The sequence below is a fragment of the Actinoplanes sp. NPDC051343 genome (assembly GCF_044455125.1).
In the GTDB taxonomy this organism is placed as follows: domain Bacteria; phylum Actinomycetota; class Actinomycetes; order Mycobacteriales; family Micromonosporaceae; genus Actinoplanes.
In genome coordinates, this window is the sequence record NZ_JBITEL010000012.1 from 46791 (window position 1) to 61274 (window position 14484).

Genomic DNA, 14484 nt, shown 5'->3' on the forward strand with positions numbered 1-14484 from the left:
CATGAGTGAGGCCCCCTCCACGGCTCCGGTCTGCTACCGGCACCCGGGCCGGGAGACCTACATCCGGTGTACGCGATGTGATCGTCCGATCTGCCCCGATTGCATGAACGAGGCGTCGGTCGGTCATCAGTGCCCGGAGTGCGTGGCGCAAGGAAAGCGGACGCAGCGGCCGGCCCGCACCGCCTTCGGCGGTAGCGGAGTCGGCCGCGCGGGTTATGCGACCCGCACGCTGATCGGCATCAACGTGCTCGTGATGCTCGCGTCGGCGGCGGTCGGCGGCGGTCGCGCACTGTTCGGGGCGGGCGGCCTCGGCGGCCTGATCGGCTCGGACACCTCGGTCACCCGCGCGGGTGCGGTGCTCGGCTACGCGTCGTACACGCTGACCGGCCCGATGCACGGCATCGCGGCCGGCGAGTGGTGGCGGCTGATCACCGCCATGTTCCTGCACTACGGCCTGCTGCACATTCTGACCAACATGTGGGCGTTGTGGCAGCTCGGCCGCTATCTGGAGGCGGCCCTCGGGCCGGTGCGGTTCACCGCGCTCTATCTGATCGCGGGGGTCGGCGGCAACGTCGCGGCCTATCTGTTCACCGCACCCAATCAGCAGACGGCCGGCGCCTCGACCGCGATCTTCGGCCTCTTCCTCGCCGCCATCGTGGTCAACCGACGGCTCGGACTGCAGATCGCGCAGCTGGTGCCCCTGCTCGTGGTCAACCTGGTGATCACCTTCTCGATACCCAACCTTTCGATCGCCGGGCACCTGGGCGGCCTGGCTACCGGCGGGGTGGTGGCGGCCGTGCTGGCGTACGCCCCGGCCAACCGACGCGCGACGGTCCAGGCGGCCGGCTGCGGCGTGGTCGTGGTGATCCTGATCGTCGCGACCGTCCTCCGGACGATGTCGCTGCTGGGCAGTTAGGGCCTGTCTAGGGCCTGTCCTGCCGATCATGCGGGAGCGAGGCGTGGTCCAGCCGGCGCAGCCCCTCGTGATCGGCAGGACAGGCCCTAGGCGCTTCGAAGGTCGCCGAGGGCGGTGGCGACCTCCTCCGGCAGGGCGCCCAACTCGTGCGCGCTGAACAGGAAGATCGACTCGCCGGCGTCGAGTTCGAGCATTTCGCTGCGCAGGCCGCGGCGGCTCGACACGTCGACGCGTACGCGCTCGATCTGAGCCCACGGCAGGTGCCGCCGCCGGGCAAACCCGGTGATCACCGTGACGCCCGCGGCGTCCGCCGCCAGGCGGACCGGCGCGATGAGATCGCGCACCGCCCAGACCGCCAGCAGGACTCCGACCACCAGGGCCAGCGCCCAGCGGACCGGGTCGCGGCCGGCGAAAGCGACCGCGAGCACGACGACCGCGACCGCGCCCATCCCCTTGGTGACCGGCAGGACCGGCTTGATGCGCCACTGCATGCGATCACTATGGCAAACGGGGTTAACGTCGAACCATGCGTGATGCGGTGATTGTCGGCGCGGTCCGGACCCCGGTCGGCCGGCGCAAGGGTGGCCTGGCCGGTGTGCACCCGGTCGATCTCGCCGGACACGTGCTGCGGGCGCTCGAGCAGCGCACCGGCTTCGACCCGGCCGATGTCGACGACGTGGTCTGGGGCTGTGTGTCGCAGGTCGGTGAGCAGTCGTGGAACATCGGGCGCAACGCGGTGCTGGCCGCCGGGTGGCCCGAGTCGGTGCCCGGCACCACGCTCGACCGGCAGTGCGGGTCGAGTCAGCAGGCGCTGCACTTCGCCGCCGCCGCCGTGATCTCGGGGCAGGCCGACCTGGTGGTGGCCGGCGGTGTCGAGTCGATGACCCGGGTGCCGATGGGCTCCAGCGCCGCCGGCGCCGATCCCTACGGTTCCGCGGTTTTCTCCCGTTACCAGAAAACTGAGTTCAATCAGGGCGTCGGCGCCGAGATGATGGCCGCGCGGTGGGGCTTCAGCCGCACCCAGCTGGATGAGTACGCGCTGGCCAGCCACGCGGCGGCGACCCGGGCGCAGGACGCGGGCGAGTTCGACGCCGAGATCGAGCCGGTCGCCGGGGTCAAGCAGGACGAGGGCATCCGGCGGGACACCTCACTGGTCAAGCTCGGCGAGCTGAAGACGCCGTTCAAGGCCGACGGCGTGGTCACCGCCGGGTCGGCCTCGCAGATCTCGGACGGTTCGGCCGCCCTGGCGGTCACGACCTCTTCCTTCGCCGCCTCGCACGGCCTGCGGCCGCTGGCCCGCGTGCACACCGCCGTGGTGGCGGCCGACGACCCCGTGATCATGCTGACCGCGCCGATTCCGGCCACCGCGAAGGCGTTGCGCAAGTCGGGCCTCGCGCTGAGCGACATCGGGGTATACGAGGTGAACGAGGCGTTTGCCCCGGTGCCCCTCGCCTGGCTGGCCGAGACCGGTGGCGACCCCGCGCGGTTGAACCCCCGGGGTGGCGCGATCGCCCTGGGTCACCCGCTCGGGGCGTCCGGCGCGCGGCTGATGACGACGATGTTGCACCACATGCGACAGACGAACACCCGCTATGGCCTGCAAACCATGTGCGAGGGCGGCGGAATGGCGAACGCAACGATTGTCGAACTAATGTAATTCGACATTCATCCGTGGGCCCCCGATGCTTCCCCGGGCGGTCACCGTTAAACGCCACATGGACGTCTTCTCCCGTACGTTCCTTCCCGCCGCCGCCGAAGCCGGCGTGGCCATCCCGACCGTGAGCCGGCACATGCCGATCCTCCGCCGCTGCATCGAGTCGGACGACACCACCGTGCTGGTCGCCCGCTGCCTGCGGCCGGAAGCGCCCCTGTCCGGGGAGTTCCTGCTGCTGCTCACCCAGCGCCGCCTGGTGGTGACCCAGGAGACCAAGGTGCTCCACCGGCTCCGTCTGCACCTCAACGCCAACCTGCGCCACCTGACCAACGTCACCTGGAGCACGGACCTCAGCCGGTCGTCGCTCGAGGTGGCGGCGACCGCGGTCGACGGGGTGCGCGAGCGCTTCCGGATGCGGCTCAGCGACGCGGACGCGGTCCGGCATGTCGACGAACTGCTCCGCGGCCTGTTCCACCACCCGCGGGCCGTCGCACCCGCCCCCGTTGCTCAGCCGATGCGCCGGCCCGCGGTCGCTGCTGCCTGACCCACGCCGTTGGGCGAAGGTCAGGTCCACCCGAGGAACGCGTCGATCGACCTGCGCAGACCGGCCGCGTCGAGGCCGTGCGCCCGGGCGTGGTCCCGCCACGAGCCGTAGTGCCGGATCTCCCGGCGACCGACGCCCAGGTGCAGTTCCCGGTGCGGCAGATCGGCCAGTGCGGCCTGCACCAGGTGCGCCGAGGTGCCGGCCAGGTACGGCTCGACCAGCACGACCTCGCCCTCGGCGAGCGCTCGCAGGCCGTCGACGTCGATCGGGCGCGGCGTGTTGGTGTACGCGACGGTGACGTCGCGGTCGCGCGTCGCCTCGAGCACCGGGTCGAGCATCGGGCCCACCGCGACGACCAGCGGTCCGCCCCGCTTGATCACGCGCAACCGGGCCGCGTCCGGGTAGGACCGCGAGTTCTCCTGCTCGCTCAGGCGCACGTAGACCCGGTCGTCGTGTCGGGCCGCCGCCCGCAGCAGGGCCGGCACCTCGTCGCGGTGCCCGGGCACGTGCACGGTCCAGCCCTCGAGCGTGTCCAGCAGCGACACGTCGCCCGGTGACTGGTGGGTGTAGCCCTCCGCTGCCGCGTCGTACGACGCGCCGATGCTGACCAGCACCGCGCCGACGTCCTGGTGCCCGAGGTCGAGCTTGATCTGCTCGTACGCCCGGTCGACGGCGAAGGGCGCGTACGAGTGCACGTACGGCCGCAGCCCGGTCAGCGCCAGCCCGCCCGCGACGCCGGTCATCAACTGCTCCCGGATCCCCACGTTGACCACCCGGTCGGGGTGCCGGCGCATGGCCGGCACGAACGCGTCGGCCGAGATGTCGGCCAGCACCAGGGCCGTGCGCGGATCCTCGTCGAGCAGGTCGGTGGCGGTGGTGACGAAGGTGTCCCGCATCGTTCTCAGCCTCGCTTCGACTCGACGACGGCCACGATCACGTTGGGCCGGTCATAGTGGCGGATGCGCAGCGCGCGCTCGATCTCGTCGTGGTCCCGGCCGTCGACCATCGCGGTGACCCAGCCCGGGAAGCGGGCGGGGATCCCGCCCGGCCAGCCGTGGGTTGACGACTGGTTGTCGATCACGATCGCGGTCAGCGGCAGCCCGGTCGCCGCCGCGTACGCGATCGCCTCGTGGTTGGAGCCCTCGTCCAGTTCCGCGTCGCCGATCAGGACGAACGTGCGGCTGTCGCGGTAACCCTGGGCCCGCAGTCCGAGCGCCGTGCCGACGGCCAGGCCGAGCCCGTGCCCGAGCGACCCGGTGCCGACCTCGACGCCGGGGATCAGCACCCGGTCGGGGTGGTGGCCGAGCGGGCTGTCCCAGGTGCCGAGGCCGTCGAGCCAGTCGACCGGGAAGAAGCCCTTGGCCGCCAGGACCGCGTAGTAGGCGGCGGGGCCGTGGCCCTTGGAAAGCAGGAAGCGGTCACGGTCGGGTTCGTCTACTGTGTCCGGCCTGATCCTCAACACTTTGTCGTAGAGCACCCACAGCACGTCGAGCGTCGAGTGCGCGCTGGGTGCGTGCTTCTGGTCGCCGGTGATCCGCCGGATGAGCGCCTGGAGCCGGTCGGTGGGAGCTGTCATCACTGTCATGGAGATAGGCTGCAACTTAAACTGCACTTCAACTCAAGGGCGGTGTGATGGACACGCTCACGATCGGTGATTTCGCGGTCCGGGCCGGCGTCGCGCCTTCGGCGCTTCGCTACTACGAGCGGCAGGGCCTCATCCGGGCCGGCCGCACGGGCGGCAACCAGCGCCGGTACGAACGGGGCGAACTGCGCCGGGTCGCGTTCATCAAAATCGCCCAGCAGGTGGGGGTCTCCCTCGACGAGATCCGCGAGGCGCTGGCGTCGCTGCCGGAAAACCGCACCCCGACCAAAGCCGACTGGACGCGGTTGTCGGAGCACTGGCGGAGCAAACTCGAGGCCCGCATCACGCTGATGGAACGGCTGCGCGACCAGCTGACGGGCTGCATCGGCTGCGGATGCCTGTCGATGCAGCGGTGCAACCTGATCAACCCGAAGGACCGGCTGGCCGCGCGCGGCGCCGGCGCGCAGATGCTGCTCAACCCGCCCGACTAGGGGAATCCGGGGCCTGCCTCAGGACGCCCCGGCCGGGGATCTCCCGTATCGTCCGAAAGGACGATACGGGAACGGCGCGTCGCTCGTGGCATGACCTCTGCACACTTGTCGATGTCCAACGGGGACAGATGAACACTCTCGCACCGCGTCTCGCTGCGCGTCCGCGCCACGACCACCGCCGGCGCCTACACCGAGGTCACCGTCTACCGCGCGTACGGGATCGGCTGAGCACACCCCACTCCTCCACAGGTTGTTCACAAACTCACCTCCGCGCCTGCACGGGTGGTCAATAGGCTCCCGCTTCAGATTCGGCCGGTGAGTCACGGGGGCGCACCGACCGGGTTGCCCGAACAGGGTTTGATGCAGGTCGGAGGTGGGCGGGTGGAGACAGCTGAGCGACGCATCCTCGTCGTCGAGGACGAGCGGACCATCGCGGACGCGGTCGCGGCTCGGCTGCGCGCCGAGGGGTTCGTGGTTCAGGTGGCGGCCGACGGGCCGGGGGCGGTCGCGGCGGCCCGGCGTACGCCACCGGACGCGATAGTGCTCGACATCATGCTGCCGGGCTTCGACGGCCTCGAGGTGTGCCGGCGTATTCAGGCCGAGCGGCCGGTGCCGGTGCTCATGCTGACTGCGCGGGACGACGAGACCGACCTGCTCGTCGGGCTCGCGGTCGGCGCCGACGACTACATGGTCAAGCCGTTCTCGATGCGGGAGCTGGCCGCCCGCGTGCACGCCCTGCTGCGCCGGGCCGGCCGTGTCACGTCCGTGCCGGCCGGGCCGCCCACGCTGCGGTTCGGCGACCTCGAGATCAATCAGGCCGAGCGGCGGGTGCTGCGGGCGGGTGTCGAGGCGCATCTGACGCCGACCGAGTTCGACCTGCTGGTGCACCTGGCCGCCAACCCGCGCACGGTCCTGCCCCGGGAGCGGCTGCTGGCCGACGTCTGGGGCTGGGCGGACGCCTCGGGCACCCGCACGGTCGACAGCCACATCAAGGGCTTGCGGCGCAAGTTGGGTTCCGACCTGATCCGCACGGTGCACGGCGTCGGCTATGCGCTGGAGGTGGAGAAGTGATCCGCCTGCCCCGGCCGCTCGACCCGGTCCGCAACATGAAGGTCAAGATCGGCATGATCCTGCTCGGGTCGGGGGCCGCCGCGACCGCCTGGTTCTACGCCTGGCAGGGCTGGTTTCCGAAGTGGACCGCGATGACCGGGGTCGTGGTCGGTCTGCTCACCCTGCAGGTCCTGGCGCACGGCATGACTTCGCCGCTGCGCGAGATGACCGCGGCCGCCCAGGCGATGGCCCACGGCGACTACAGCCGCCGGGTGCGGGCCACCTCGCGCGACGAGGTCGGTCAGCTGGCCGAGGCGTTCAACCAGATGGCCGCCGACCTGGCGGCCGCCGACCGTCAGCGGCGAGAGCTGATCGCGAACGTCTCGCACGAATTGCGTACGCCGATCACCGCGCTCCAGGGGATTCTGGAAAACATCGTCGACGGCGTCGCCCCGGCCGATCCCGCGATGATGGAGACCGCGCTGACCCAGACCGAGCGTCTGGGCCGGCTGGTCACCGAGCTGCTCGACCTTTCGCGGGTCGATGCCGGCGTGGTCCCGATGACACGCACCCACATCGACATCCCGTCCTTCCTCGACGACGTGGTCCGGGAGGCCAACGTCAACGCCACCGGCGCCGGACGCGACGTCAAGTTCCTGGTTTCCGCCGAGCCGGTGGTCGTGCACGGCGACCGGGAACGCTTGCACCAGGCCTTCGCCAACCTGCTCGACAACGCCGCCCGGCACAGCCCGCCGGCCGGCACGGTCGTCGTGCGGGCCGAGCGCCGCGACGGCTTTCTGCTGCTCGCGGTGGCCGACGAGGGCGAGGGCATTCCGGCCGCCGAGCGCGACCGGGTCTTCGAACGCTTCACCCGGGGTGAGCGGGCGGCCGGTGGCGGCACCGGTCTCGGCCTGGCCATCGCCCGCTGGGTGATCCAGCTGCACCAGGGCACGATCGCCGTCGTCGAACCCGGCCGCGACCAGCACGGCTGCCACATGCAGGTGACGCTGCCCCTGCAATCCGCCTGATTTTCCGACCTTCTCCGCCCGGTGCTCCCGGGCCGATGAAGGCTGCCCGAAAACGGAGGTCTCAGTGACTGTCGCCCCGACCAAAGTGCCGCAACCGGCGCCGCCCCTGCACGGCCCGTGGCCCGCGGCCACGCTGTGGTGGCGAAGCTGGCCCGGCGCCGGTCGTCCCGCCGGACCGGTGACCCTGCTGGCGATCGGCGCCGGCGCGGTCGTCGCCGCGATCAGCCTGCCGCTCGACCGGGCGGGGATCGGCTGGCTGGTCACCGCGGTGGCCGGCGCCGCTGCGCTGATCGTGGCCCGGGCGATTCCCGAGCGCCACCCGGCCGGTCTTCCCGCGCCGCTTCCCCAGCGCAGGACCGGCCCGGAGAAGCCGCCCGCGACCGGCCCGGAGAAGCCGCCCGCGACCGGGCCGGAGAAGCCCGCGACCGGGCCGGGGTGGGACCGCTACTGCTGGGCCGGCGCGACCGTCGCCCTGCTCGCGGTCGGCACGGTGCGCTCGGCGGGCTGGCTGTTCCTGCTCTGCCTCGCGGTGGCCACCGCAACGACCACGCTGGCGCTGGCCGGTGGCCGCTCGATGCGGGCGATCGCGACCGGCTATCTGATGGGCCCGGTCGCCGCGCTTCGCGCGCTCCCCTGGGTCGCCCGGGGTCTGGTGCGGGCGAGGCGGCCGGCCGGCGGCTCTCCCCGCGTACGCATCGTGGCCACCGTCGCCGTCTCGGCCGCGCTGCTGATCGTCTTCGGTGCGCTCTTCGCCTCGGCCGACGACGCGTTCGCCGACGTGCTCGACTCGGTGATTCCGACGATCGACGGCGGCACGGTCGCTCGATGGATCTTCGTGCTGGTGGTGGCCGTCCCGCTGCTGGCCGGCGCCGCATACCTGAGAGCCGCGCCACCCGACCTGTCCAAGCTGGACCGCACCGAGGGCCGCAAGGTCAGCCGGATCGAGTGGGCGGTGCCGCTCGGACTGCTGGTGCTGCTGTTCGCCGCGTTCGTGGCCGTGCAGCTGACCGTTCTCTTCGGCGGCAACCGGCACGTCCGCACCACCGACGGGCTGACCTACGCCGACTACGCGCGGGGCGGGTTCTGGCAGCTCTCCTTCGTGACCGCGCTGACCGTGCTGGTGCTGGCCGGGGCCGCCCGCTGGGCGCCGCGCACGACCACCCCCGATCGGGTACTGCTGCGCTCGATCCTGGGCACGCTGGCGGTCCTCGCCCTGGTCGTGGTCGCCTCGGCGTTGCTGCGCATCCACGTCTACACCGACACGTACGGGCTGACCCGGCTGCGGCTGCTGGTCGCCTGCTGCGAGGGCTGGTTCGGGTTGGTGCTGGTCATGGTGCTGGTGGCCGGGGTGTGGATCCGGGCGCCGTGGCTGCCCCGGGCGGCGATCGCGGCCGGCGTGCTCGCGCTGCTCGGGTTGGCCGCAGCCAACCCGGACGCGCTGATCGCCGGGCACAACCTGCGGCAGAGCCGGACGGTCGACGTCGACTACCTGGGCGGCCTGTCGCCGGACGCGGTGCCCGCGGTCGACAGGTACGCCGACGGAGAAACGAAAGCCCGGCTGCTCACCGACCTGCGCCGGCAGCTGGCCGATCCGGATGACTGGCGGCAGTGGAACCTGGGCCGGGAGCAGGCGCGCCGGGTCATGAGGCGCAGCCGCCCTTGACATCTCGGCCCGGGCGGTAAGACTCCGGGCATGAACGGCGACGACGACGCGGGCTCACGGCGTACCCGTGTGGTCCTGGGAGAGGTGGCCGCACGCCGCCCCGCCCAGGATCGTGCCCGTTCCGACCTCGCGGAACTGACTCCGGTGGGTGAGGCGCTGATCAAAGGCCTGGTCCGCGCCCAGCTCGCGCTCGCCCTGCGGATGGCGCTGGTCGTGGTCACCGCGCTCGGCGCCCTGCCGCTGCTGTTCGCGGTCGCGCCGGCGGTCGGTGAGGTCAAGGTGCTCGGCATCGAGCTGCCGTGGCTGCTGCTCGGGGTGCTGTCGTTCCCGTTCCTGGCCGGGGTGGGGTGGGCCTACGTGCGCTGGGCGGAACACAACGAGCAGGACTTCGTCGCGGTCGTCCGCCGGCCCGAGCCGTGAACCCGTACGTCGTCCCGGGCCTGCTCCTGGTCGTGCTGGTGACCGTCGGCATCGGCGTGTACGGCTTGAGATTCGCCCGCACCACCTCGGATTTCCTGGTCGCCTCCCGGTCGGTGAGCCCGTCCTGGAACGCGGCCGCGATCAGCGGCGAATACCTCTCGGCAGCCTCCTTCCTCGGCGTGGCCGGGCTGGTCCTGCGGTACGGCGTCGACGTGCTCTGGTACCCGGTCGGGTTCGCGGCCGGATATCTGGCTCTGCTGTTGTTCGTGGCCGCCCCGCTGCGCCGCTCAGGCGCGTTCACGCTGCCCGATTTCTGCCAGGTGCGGCTGCGCTCGCGTCCGTTGCGGCGGCTGGCCACCGTCTTCGTGGTCTTCATCGGCTGCCTCTATCTGGTGCCCCAGCTGCAGGGCGCGGGCCTGACCTTCACCACGGTGACCGGCGGGTCGTACGCGTGGGGTGCCCTGCTGGTCGGCTTGGTGGTGACCGCGAACGTGGCCCTCGGCGGGATGCGGGCGATCACCTTCGTGCAGGCTTTTCAGTATTGGCTGAAGCTGACCGCGCTCGCCGTACCCGTGATCTTCCTGGTGTTGCAGTGGCAGTCGGATGCCCGCCCGGCCCTGACTCCGCCGGCCGGATTGACCTTCCCGGCCGCGACGACTGTCGTCCTCAACCAGGACGCGCTGGTCGACGGCGTGATCGTGCACAAGGGACAGCAGCTCGACTTCGCGGCCGGCGACCCGGTGCCGCAGGTCAGCACCGTCGACGCGACCTTCGGCGTCAACTGGCTGCGGCCGGGTGGTGACGACAGCCTGTTCTCGACCTATTCGCTGATTTTGGCGACGTTCCTGGGCACCATGGGCCTGCCGCACGTGCTGGTCCGTTTCTATACCAATCCGGACGGCGCGGCGGCCCGGCGCACCACCCTGGTCGTGCTCGCCCTGGTCGGCCTCTTCTATCTGCTCCCGACCCTGTACGGCGTCCTCGGCCGGATCTACACCCCGCAACTGTTGATGACCGGTCGCACCGACGCGGTCGTACTCCTGCTGCCGGAGGCCGCCCTCGGCGGCGGCCATCTCGGCCGTCTTCTCGGTGCCCTGGTCACCTCCGGTGCGCTCGCCGCCTTCCTCTCCACGTCGTCGGGCCTGCTGACCAGCGTCGCCGGCGTGGTCTTCACCGACGTGCTGCACGCCGAGCGCGGCGGTTCGGTGCGCGACTTCCGGCTCGCCACCGTGCTGGCCGCCGCCCTGCCGATCGGCTTGTCGCTCTACGTGTCGGACATGGACGTCTCGCGGGTGGTGGGGCTGGCCTTCGCGGTCGCGGCGTCGAGCTTCTGCCCGCTGCTGGTGCTCGGCATCTGGTGGCGCGGGCTGACCGACGTCGGCGCGGTGGCCGGGGTGCTGGCCGGGGGCGGCGCGTCGATGGCCGCCGTCATGATCACCGTGCTCGGCCCGCCGCTGCACGGATGGGTCGCCGAGGTGATCGGCCAGCCCGCGGCGTGGACCGTGCCGCTGGCGTTCCTGGTGATGATCGGTGGTTCGCTGCTGACCGCGCGCCGGGTGCCGCGCGACATCGGGGCGACCATGTTGCGGCTGCATGCGCCGGAGGCGGTTCGGATTTAAGGATGTTTAAGGCAGCGGATCTCATCCGTCGTCGACGACCGCCTCGTAGTGATCGGTGCTGGACCGATCGATCACTACTGGAGGAGCGGCAATGTACCGAAACCGTCGGAACCGGATGTCGAGCCGGACGCGCAAGGTGGTCATCGGTGTGGCCGCGGCTGTGATCGTCGGCGGCGGTTGGGCGATCAGCACCGGCGTCAGCGGGGCGGCCGAGAACAACGCCACCGCGTGCGCCGGGTTCGATCAGGCAATTCGCAACAATCTGAACTTCATCGCCGATCAGCAGGCACATCCGACGGGGGTGTCGGCGGCCAACATCGAGAACCGCCGTCAGGTCATCGACAACATCAACGTGACCCGGAAGGCCGCGGGGTGCACCGAGGCCGCGCCGGCCAACAATGACGCCCCGGCCGCGCCGCCGGCGGCTCCCCCGGCGCAGCAGCAGACCACGCCGCCGACCGCCGGCTCCGGCAACGGCAACGGCAGCGCGGGCAACGGCAGCGCGGGCAACGGCAGCGCGGGCAACGGCAGCGGCGCGGGCGAGGTGGTCTGCAAGGGCAACACCGTGACGCTCTCCGGCGAGGCCGGCGCGCCCGCCGCATCGAGCGGCACCTTCCCGGTCGGCACCACGCTCAAGGTGACCAACACCGACAACAACAAGAGCATCACCGTCAAGGTCACCGGCCCCTCGGGCTCCTGTGCCCTGCTCAACGACGCCGCGTTCAACCAGATCCACGAGGACGGCAAGTTCCTCATCCGGCACGCGATCATCGAACGGGTGGGATGATCACGCCCGGTACGTTCGGGTCCGGATCGCCCCTGCTTACGGGGTGGCCCGGACCCGCTCCGTTTCACTAGTTTTCTTCCTATGACCTCTGCCGTGCCTGCTCAGCGCCGCCCCGAGCCACCGGCCGCGGCGATGTCCCTTCGCGGTCTGGTCAAGCACTTCGACACCAAACTCGCGGTGGCCCAGGTCAGCCTGGAGGTTCCGGCCGGGTCCTTCTTCGGCCTCCTGGGCCCCAACGGGGCCGGCAAGACCACGACGTTGTCCATGGCCGTCGGCCTCCTGCGGCCCGACGCCGGTCAGGCTTTCCTTCTGGGGTACGACGTGTGGAGCGACCCGGCGGCGGCCAAGGCGAGGCTCGGGGTGCTGCCCGACGGTGTGCGCCTGTTCGACCGGCTCACCGGGCCCGAACTGCTCGCCTACCAGGGCCTGCTCCGCGGTATGGACGCGTCGACCGTCGACCGGCGAGCCCACGAGTTGCTCGAGGTCCTCGAACTCGGCACCGCCAACCGCACCCTGGTCGTCGACTACTCGGCGGGGATGAAAAAGAAGATCGGCCTGGCCTGCGCGCTGCTCCACGCGCCGCGGTTGCTGGTGCTCGACGAACCGTTCGAGGCGGTCGACCCGGTGTCGGCCGCGCTGATCCGCGACATCCTCCAGCGGTACGTGTCGGGCGGCGGCACCGTGGTCTTCTCCAGCCACGTCATGGAGGTCGTCGAGCGGCTCTGCGACCACGTGGCGATCATGTCGGACGGCGTTCTCCGGATGCACGGCACGCTCGCCGAGGTGCGCGGTGACCGCTCCCTCGAAGAGGTCTTCGTGCAGGTGGTCGGCGGCCGGGTCGCGACCGGCTCGGAGCTCGCGTGGTTGTGACGTTCGTCCGGCTCAAGCTCAAGCTGACCGCCAACGGGCTGCGGGGCAAGCCCGCACGCATCGCCCTGTTCGTGTTCGGCGTGCTCGCCGGCGGCCTCTTCGCGGTCCTCGGCTACGCGGGCCTGGCCGTACCCGGGGTGCTCGGCAACGAGCACGCGGCCCGCATCGTCCTTCCGCTGGCCGGCGGCGTCCTGGTGCTGGGCTGGCTGTTCCTGCCGCTGCTCTTCTTCGGCATCGACGAGTCGCTCGACCCGGCCCGGTTCGCCCTGCTCCCGCTGCGTCGCCGCACGCTGATCGCGGGCCTGTTCACGGCCGCGCTGGCCGGCATCCCGGCACTGTCCACTCTGGTCGCGACGCTCGGCATGGTCGACACCGCGGCCCGGCTCGGCGGCCCGGTCGCGGCCGTCGCCCAACTGGTCGGGGTCGTGCTGGGGCTGCTGCTCGGCGTGGCCCTGAGCCGGGCCGTCACCAGCGCGTTCGCCGAGGCGCTGCGGTCGCGACGGGCCCGTGACCTGGCGACGATCCTGCTCGCCGTGACGGCCGCGCTGCTCGGCCCGTTGCAGCTGCTGGTGCTCTCGGCCGCCCAGCGCGCCGACTGGGACACGGTCGCCTACCTGGCCGACGCCCTGGGCTGGACCCCGGTCGGCGCGCCGTACTCGCTCGGCCTCGACATCGCGGCCGGACGGTTCTGGGCCGTGCCGCTGCGGCTCTCGATCGTGATCGCCGCGGGAGTCGCCCTGCTCTGGTGGTGGAGCCGGACCCTGGAACGGGCGATGCTCGGCACCTCGTCGGCCGGGCGCGGCCCGGTCCGGGCCGGCGACGCGGCACGCACACCGGTGCGCCGGCTGCTCGTGCGCGGTCTGCCCGCCACCCGGTCGGGCGCCCTGATCGCCCGCGAGATGCGCTACTGGTTCCGCGAGACCCGGCGGCGGGCCACCCTGGTCACGCTGATGGTGGCCGGGCTCTTCCTGCCGATCTCGCTGTCGATCGGCGACGGCTCGCCCGGCGCGCTCGTGATCCTGATCGGCGGGCTGGCCGCGATCGCCCTGGCCAACCAGTTCGGCATGGACGGCAACGCGTACGCGGCCAACATCGTCGCGGGTGTGCCCGGGCGGATCGAGATCCAGTCCCGGGTGATCGCGCACGCGATCTACGTGGTGCCGCTGTTCGCGGTCGACGCGATCGTGATCGGCGCGATGTCGGGACGCCCGTGGACGATCGCCGGTGAGTTCGGGTTGCTGCTCGCGGCGTACGGCGTCGGTCTGGCCCTGGTTCTGCCGGTCTCGATCCGGGCCGCCTATCCGCTGCCGGAGAGCGCGAGTCCGTTCGCGATGTCGTCCGGCGCCGGCATGGCCAAGGGCCTGCTCACCATGGGTGTGCTGCTCGGCGCGGTGCTCGGCAGCCTGCCGTTGCAGATCGTGGCCTACTTCCTTGGGCCGGTCTGGTGGTGGATCGGCCTGCCGGTCGGCGTCGCCTACGGCCTGGCGGCCTATCTGATCAGCATCGGCGTCTCGGCCGACATGCTCGACCGCCGGATGCCCGAACTGCTGGCCACGATCCGTGAGAACCGCAGCTAAACGGCGGCGTGGAGCCCCTCGCGGCGGACGAAGATGCGCCGGCGCTGCAAGGGGTCGCCCTCCGGGCCGAGCACGTAGCCTTCCAGCCACAGCCACCCGTCGTAGGTGCTGCGCGGATCGACCCGGATGACCCGGAACCTCATCGAGCACTCGCCCTGGAATTGCACGCTGGCTTTCCCGTCGACGCGCACCACGTCGCCGGGCTGCAGGCTCTCGGGATACATTCGCGGGCCTCCTCCGCTGTTCCCCCAGCGACCGAACCTACCCATCGATCTATCTGCAC

General features: G+C 71.4%; 16 protein-coding genes. 12 read left to right on the forward strand and 4 right to left on the reverse strand.

Annotation, left to right across the window (positions count from 1 at the left end; genetic code table 11):
• Position 1: 1 nt before the first annotated feature.
• Positions 2–916, forward strand: a complete 915-nt coding sequence (locus ACIA5C_RS34025) for a rhomboid family intramembrane serine protease (protein ID WP_396062384.1) — start codon at positions 2–4, stop codon at positions 914–916.
• Between the two features lie 86 nt (positions 917–1002).
• On the opposite strand, the gene ACIA5C_RS34030 is transcribed toward ACIA5C_RS34025, so the two are convergent.
• A complete protein-coding gene (locus ACIA5C_RS34030; protein WP_396062386.1) occupies positions 1003–1407 on the reverse strand; it encodes a PH domain-containing protein in 405 nt (134 codons plus the stop codon).
• Between the two features lie 35 nt (positions 1408–1442).
• Here ACIA5C_RS34030 and ACIA5C_RS34035 point away from each other — a divergent pair, with 35 nt between their 5' ends.
• Both ACIA5C_RS34035 and ACIA5C_RS34040 read left to right on the forward strand, forming a co-directional pair.
• The gene (locus ACIA5C_RS34035; RefSeq protein ID WP_396062389.1) at positions 1443–2573 is read left to right on the forward strand and encodes an acetyl-CoA C-acyltransferase; all 1131 of its coding nucleotides are present in this window, start codon (positions 1443–1445) and stop codon (positions 2571–2573) included.
• A gap of 58 nt (positions 2574–2631) precedes the next feature.
• A complete protein-coding gene (locus ACIA5C_RS34040) occupies positions 2632–3114 on the forward strand; it encodes a hypothetical protein (protein ID WP_396062391.1) in 483 nt (160 codons plus the stop codon).
• Positions 3115–3134: 20 nt separating this feature from the next.
• Here the strand turns inward: ACIA5C_RS34040 and ACIA5C_RS34045 are convergent, their stop codons facing one another.
• The gene (locus ACIA5C_RS34045) at positions 3135–4010 is read right to left on the reverse strand and encodes a transketolase family protein (RefSeq protein ID WP_396062393.1); all 876 of its coding nucleotides are present in this window, start codon (positions 4008–4010) and stop codon (positions 3135–3137) included.
• A 5-nt stretch (positions 4011–4015) separates the two neighbouring features.
• Positions 4016–4699, reverse strand: a complete 684-nt coding sequence (locus ACIA5C_RS34050) for a thiamine pyrophosphate-dependent enzyme (protein WP_396062395.1) — start codon at positions 4697–4699, stop codon at positions 4016–4018.
• Positions 4700–4746: 47 nt separating this feature from the next.
• On the opposite strand from ACIA5C_RS34050, the gene soxR reads away from it, so the two are divergent.
• The 9 genes from soxR (at position 4747) to ACIA5C_RS34095 (ending at position 14201) form a co-directional block, all read left to right on the forward strand.
• A complete protein-coding gene (gene soxR / locus ACIA5C_RS34055; protein ID WP_396062397.1) occupies positions 4747–5187 on the forward strand; it encodes a redox-sensitive transcriptional activator SoxR in 441 nt (146 codons plus the stop codon).
• Positions 5188–5547: 360 nt separating this feature from the next.
• Positions 5548–6258, forward strand: a complete 711-nt coding sequence (locus tag ACIA5C_RS34060) for a response regulator transcription factor (RefSeq protein WP_396062894.1) — start codon at positions 5548–5550, stop codon at positions 6256–6258.
• The gene (locus tag ACIA5C_RS34065; RefSeq protein WP_396062399.1) at positions 6255–7265 is read left to right on the forward strand and encodes an ATP-binding protein; all 1011 of its coding nucleotides are present in this window, start codon (positions 6255–6257) and stop codon (positions 7263–7265) included. Before ACIA5C_RS34060 ends, ACIA5C_RS34065 begins: the two co-directional genes overlap by 4 nt.
• Positions 7266–7329: 64 nt before the next feature.
• The gene (locus ACIA5C_RS34070; RefSeq protein ID WP_396062401.1) at positions 7330–8928 is read left to right on the forward strand and encodes a DUF4153 domain-containing protein; all 1599 of its coding nucleotides are present in this window, start codon (positions 7330–7332) and stop codon (positions 8926–8928) included.
• Between the two features lie 30 nt (positions 8929–8958).
• Positions 8959–9348: a hypothetical protein gene (locus ACIA5C_RS34075; protein WP_396062403.1), complete on the forward strand. Its 390-nt coding sequence runs from the start codon at positions 8959–8961 to the stop codon at positions 9346–9348.
• Positions 9345–10967: a cation acetate symporter gene (locus ACIA5C_RS34080; RefSeq protein WP_396062405.1), complete on the forward strand. Its 1623-nt coding sequence runs from the start codon at positions 9345–9347 to the stop codon at positions 10965–10967. The genes ACIA5C_RS34075 and ACIA5C_RS34080 overlap by 4 nt, the downstream gene beginning before the upstream one ends.
• A 91-nt stretch (positions 10968–11058) precedes the next feature.
• Positions 11059–11754, forward strand: coding sequence for a hypothetical protein (locus tag ACIA5C_RS34085; RefSeq protein ID WP_396062407.1), 696 nt, complete (start codon positions 11059–11061; stop codon positions 11752–11754).
• Between the two features lie 81 nt (positions 11755–11835).
• Positions 11836–12624, forward strand: coding sequence for an ABC transporter ATP-binding protein (locus ACIA5C_RS34090; RefSeq protein WP_396062409.1), 789 nt, complete (start codon positions 11836–11838; stop codon positions 12622–12624).
• Positions 12615–14201, forward strand: a complete 1587-nt coding sequence (locus ACIA5C_RS34095; protein WP_396062411.1) for an ABC transporter permease — start codon at positions 12615–12617, stop codon at positions 14199–14201. Before ACIA5C_RS34090 ends, ACIA5C_RS34095 begins: the two co-directional genes overlap by 10 nt.
• On the opposite strand, the gene ACIA5C_RS34100 is transcribed toward ACIA5C_RS34095, so the two are convergent.
• A complete protein-coding gene (locus ACIA5C_RS34100; RefSeq protein WP_396062413.1) occupies positions 14198–14425 on the reverse strand; it encodes a hypothetical protein in 228 nt (75 codons plus the stop codon). The two genes, ACIA5C_RS34095 and ACIA5C_RS34100, sit on opposite strands and share 4 nt — an antisense overlap.
• Positions 14426–14484 lie beyond the last annotated feature (59 nt).

Excerpts from the sequence above, each read along its gene's own strand:
- ACIA5C_RS34050 (WP_396062395.1), bottom strand. The coding sequence starts at position 4,699 with ATGACAGTGATGACAGCTCCCACCGACCGGCTCCAGGCGCTCATCCGG.
- ACIA5C_RS34030 (WP_396062386.1), bottom strand. The coding sequence starts at position 1,407 with ATGCAGTGGCGCATCAAGCCGGTCCTGCCGGTCACCAAGGGGATGGGC.
- ACIA5C_RS34090 (WP_396062409.1), top strand. The coding sequence starts at position 11,836 with ATGACCTCTGCCGTGCCTGCTCAGCGCCGCCCCGAGCCACCGGCCGCG.
- ACIA5C_RS34035 (WP_396062389.1), top strand. The coding sequence starts at position 1,443 with ATGCGTGATGCGGTGATTGTCGGCGCGGTCCGGACCCCGGTCGGCCGG.
- ACIA5C_RS34040 (WP_396062391.1), top strand. The coding sequence starts at position 2,632 with ATGGACGTCTTCTCCCGTACGTTCCTTCCCGCCGCCGCCGAAGCCGGC.
- ACIA5C_RS34100 (WP_396062413.1), bottom strand. The coding sequence starts at position 14,425 with ATGTATCCCGAGAGCCTGCAGCCCGGCGACGTGGTGCGCGTCGACGGG.
- ACIA5C_RS34045 (WP_396062393.1), bottom strand. The coding sequence starts at position 4,010 with ATGCGGGACACCTTCGTCACCACCGCCACCGACCTGCTCGACGAGGAT.
- ACIA5C_RS34075 (WP_396062403.1), top strand. The coding sequence starts at position 8,959 with ATGAACGGCGACGACGACGCGGGCTCACGGCGTACCCGTGTGGTCCTG.
- ACIA5C_RS34025 (WP_396062384.1), top strand. The coding sequence starts at position 2 with ATGAGTGAGGCCCCCTCCACGGCTCCGGTCTGCTACCGGCACCCGGGC.
- soxR (WP_396062397.1), top strand. The coding sequence starts at position 4,747 with ATGGACACGCTCACGATCGGTGATTTCGCGGTCCGGGCCGGCGTCGCG.
- ACIA5C_RS34085 (WP_396062407.1), top strand. The coding sequence starts at position 11,059 with ATGTACCGAAACCGTCGGAACCGGATGTCGAGCCGGACGCGCAAGGTG.
- ACIA5C_RS34060 (WP_396062894.1), top strand. The coding sequence starts at position 5,548 with ATGCAGGTCGGAGGTGGGCGGGTGGAGACAGCTGAGCGACGCATCCTC.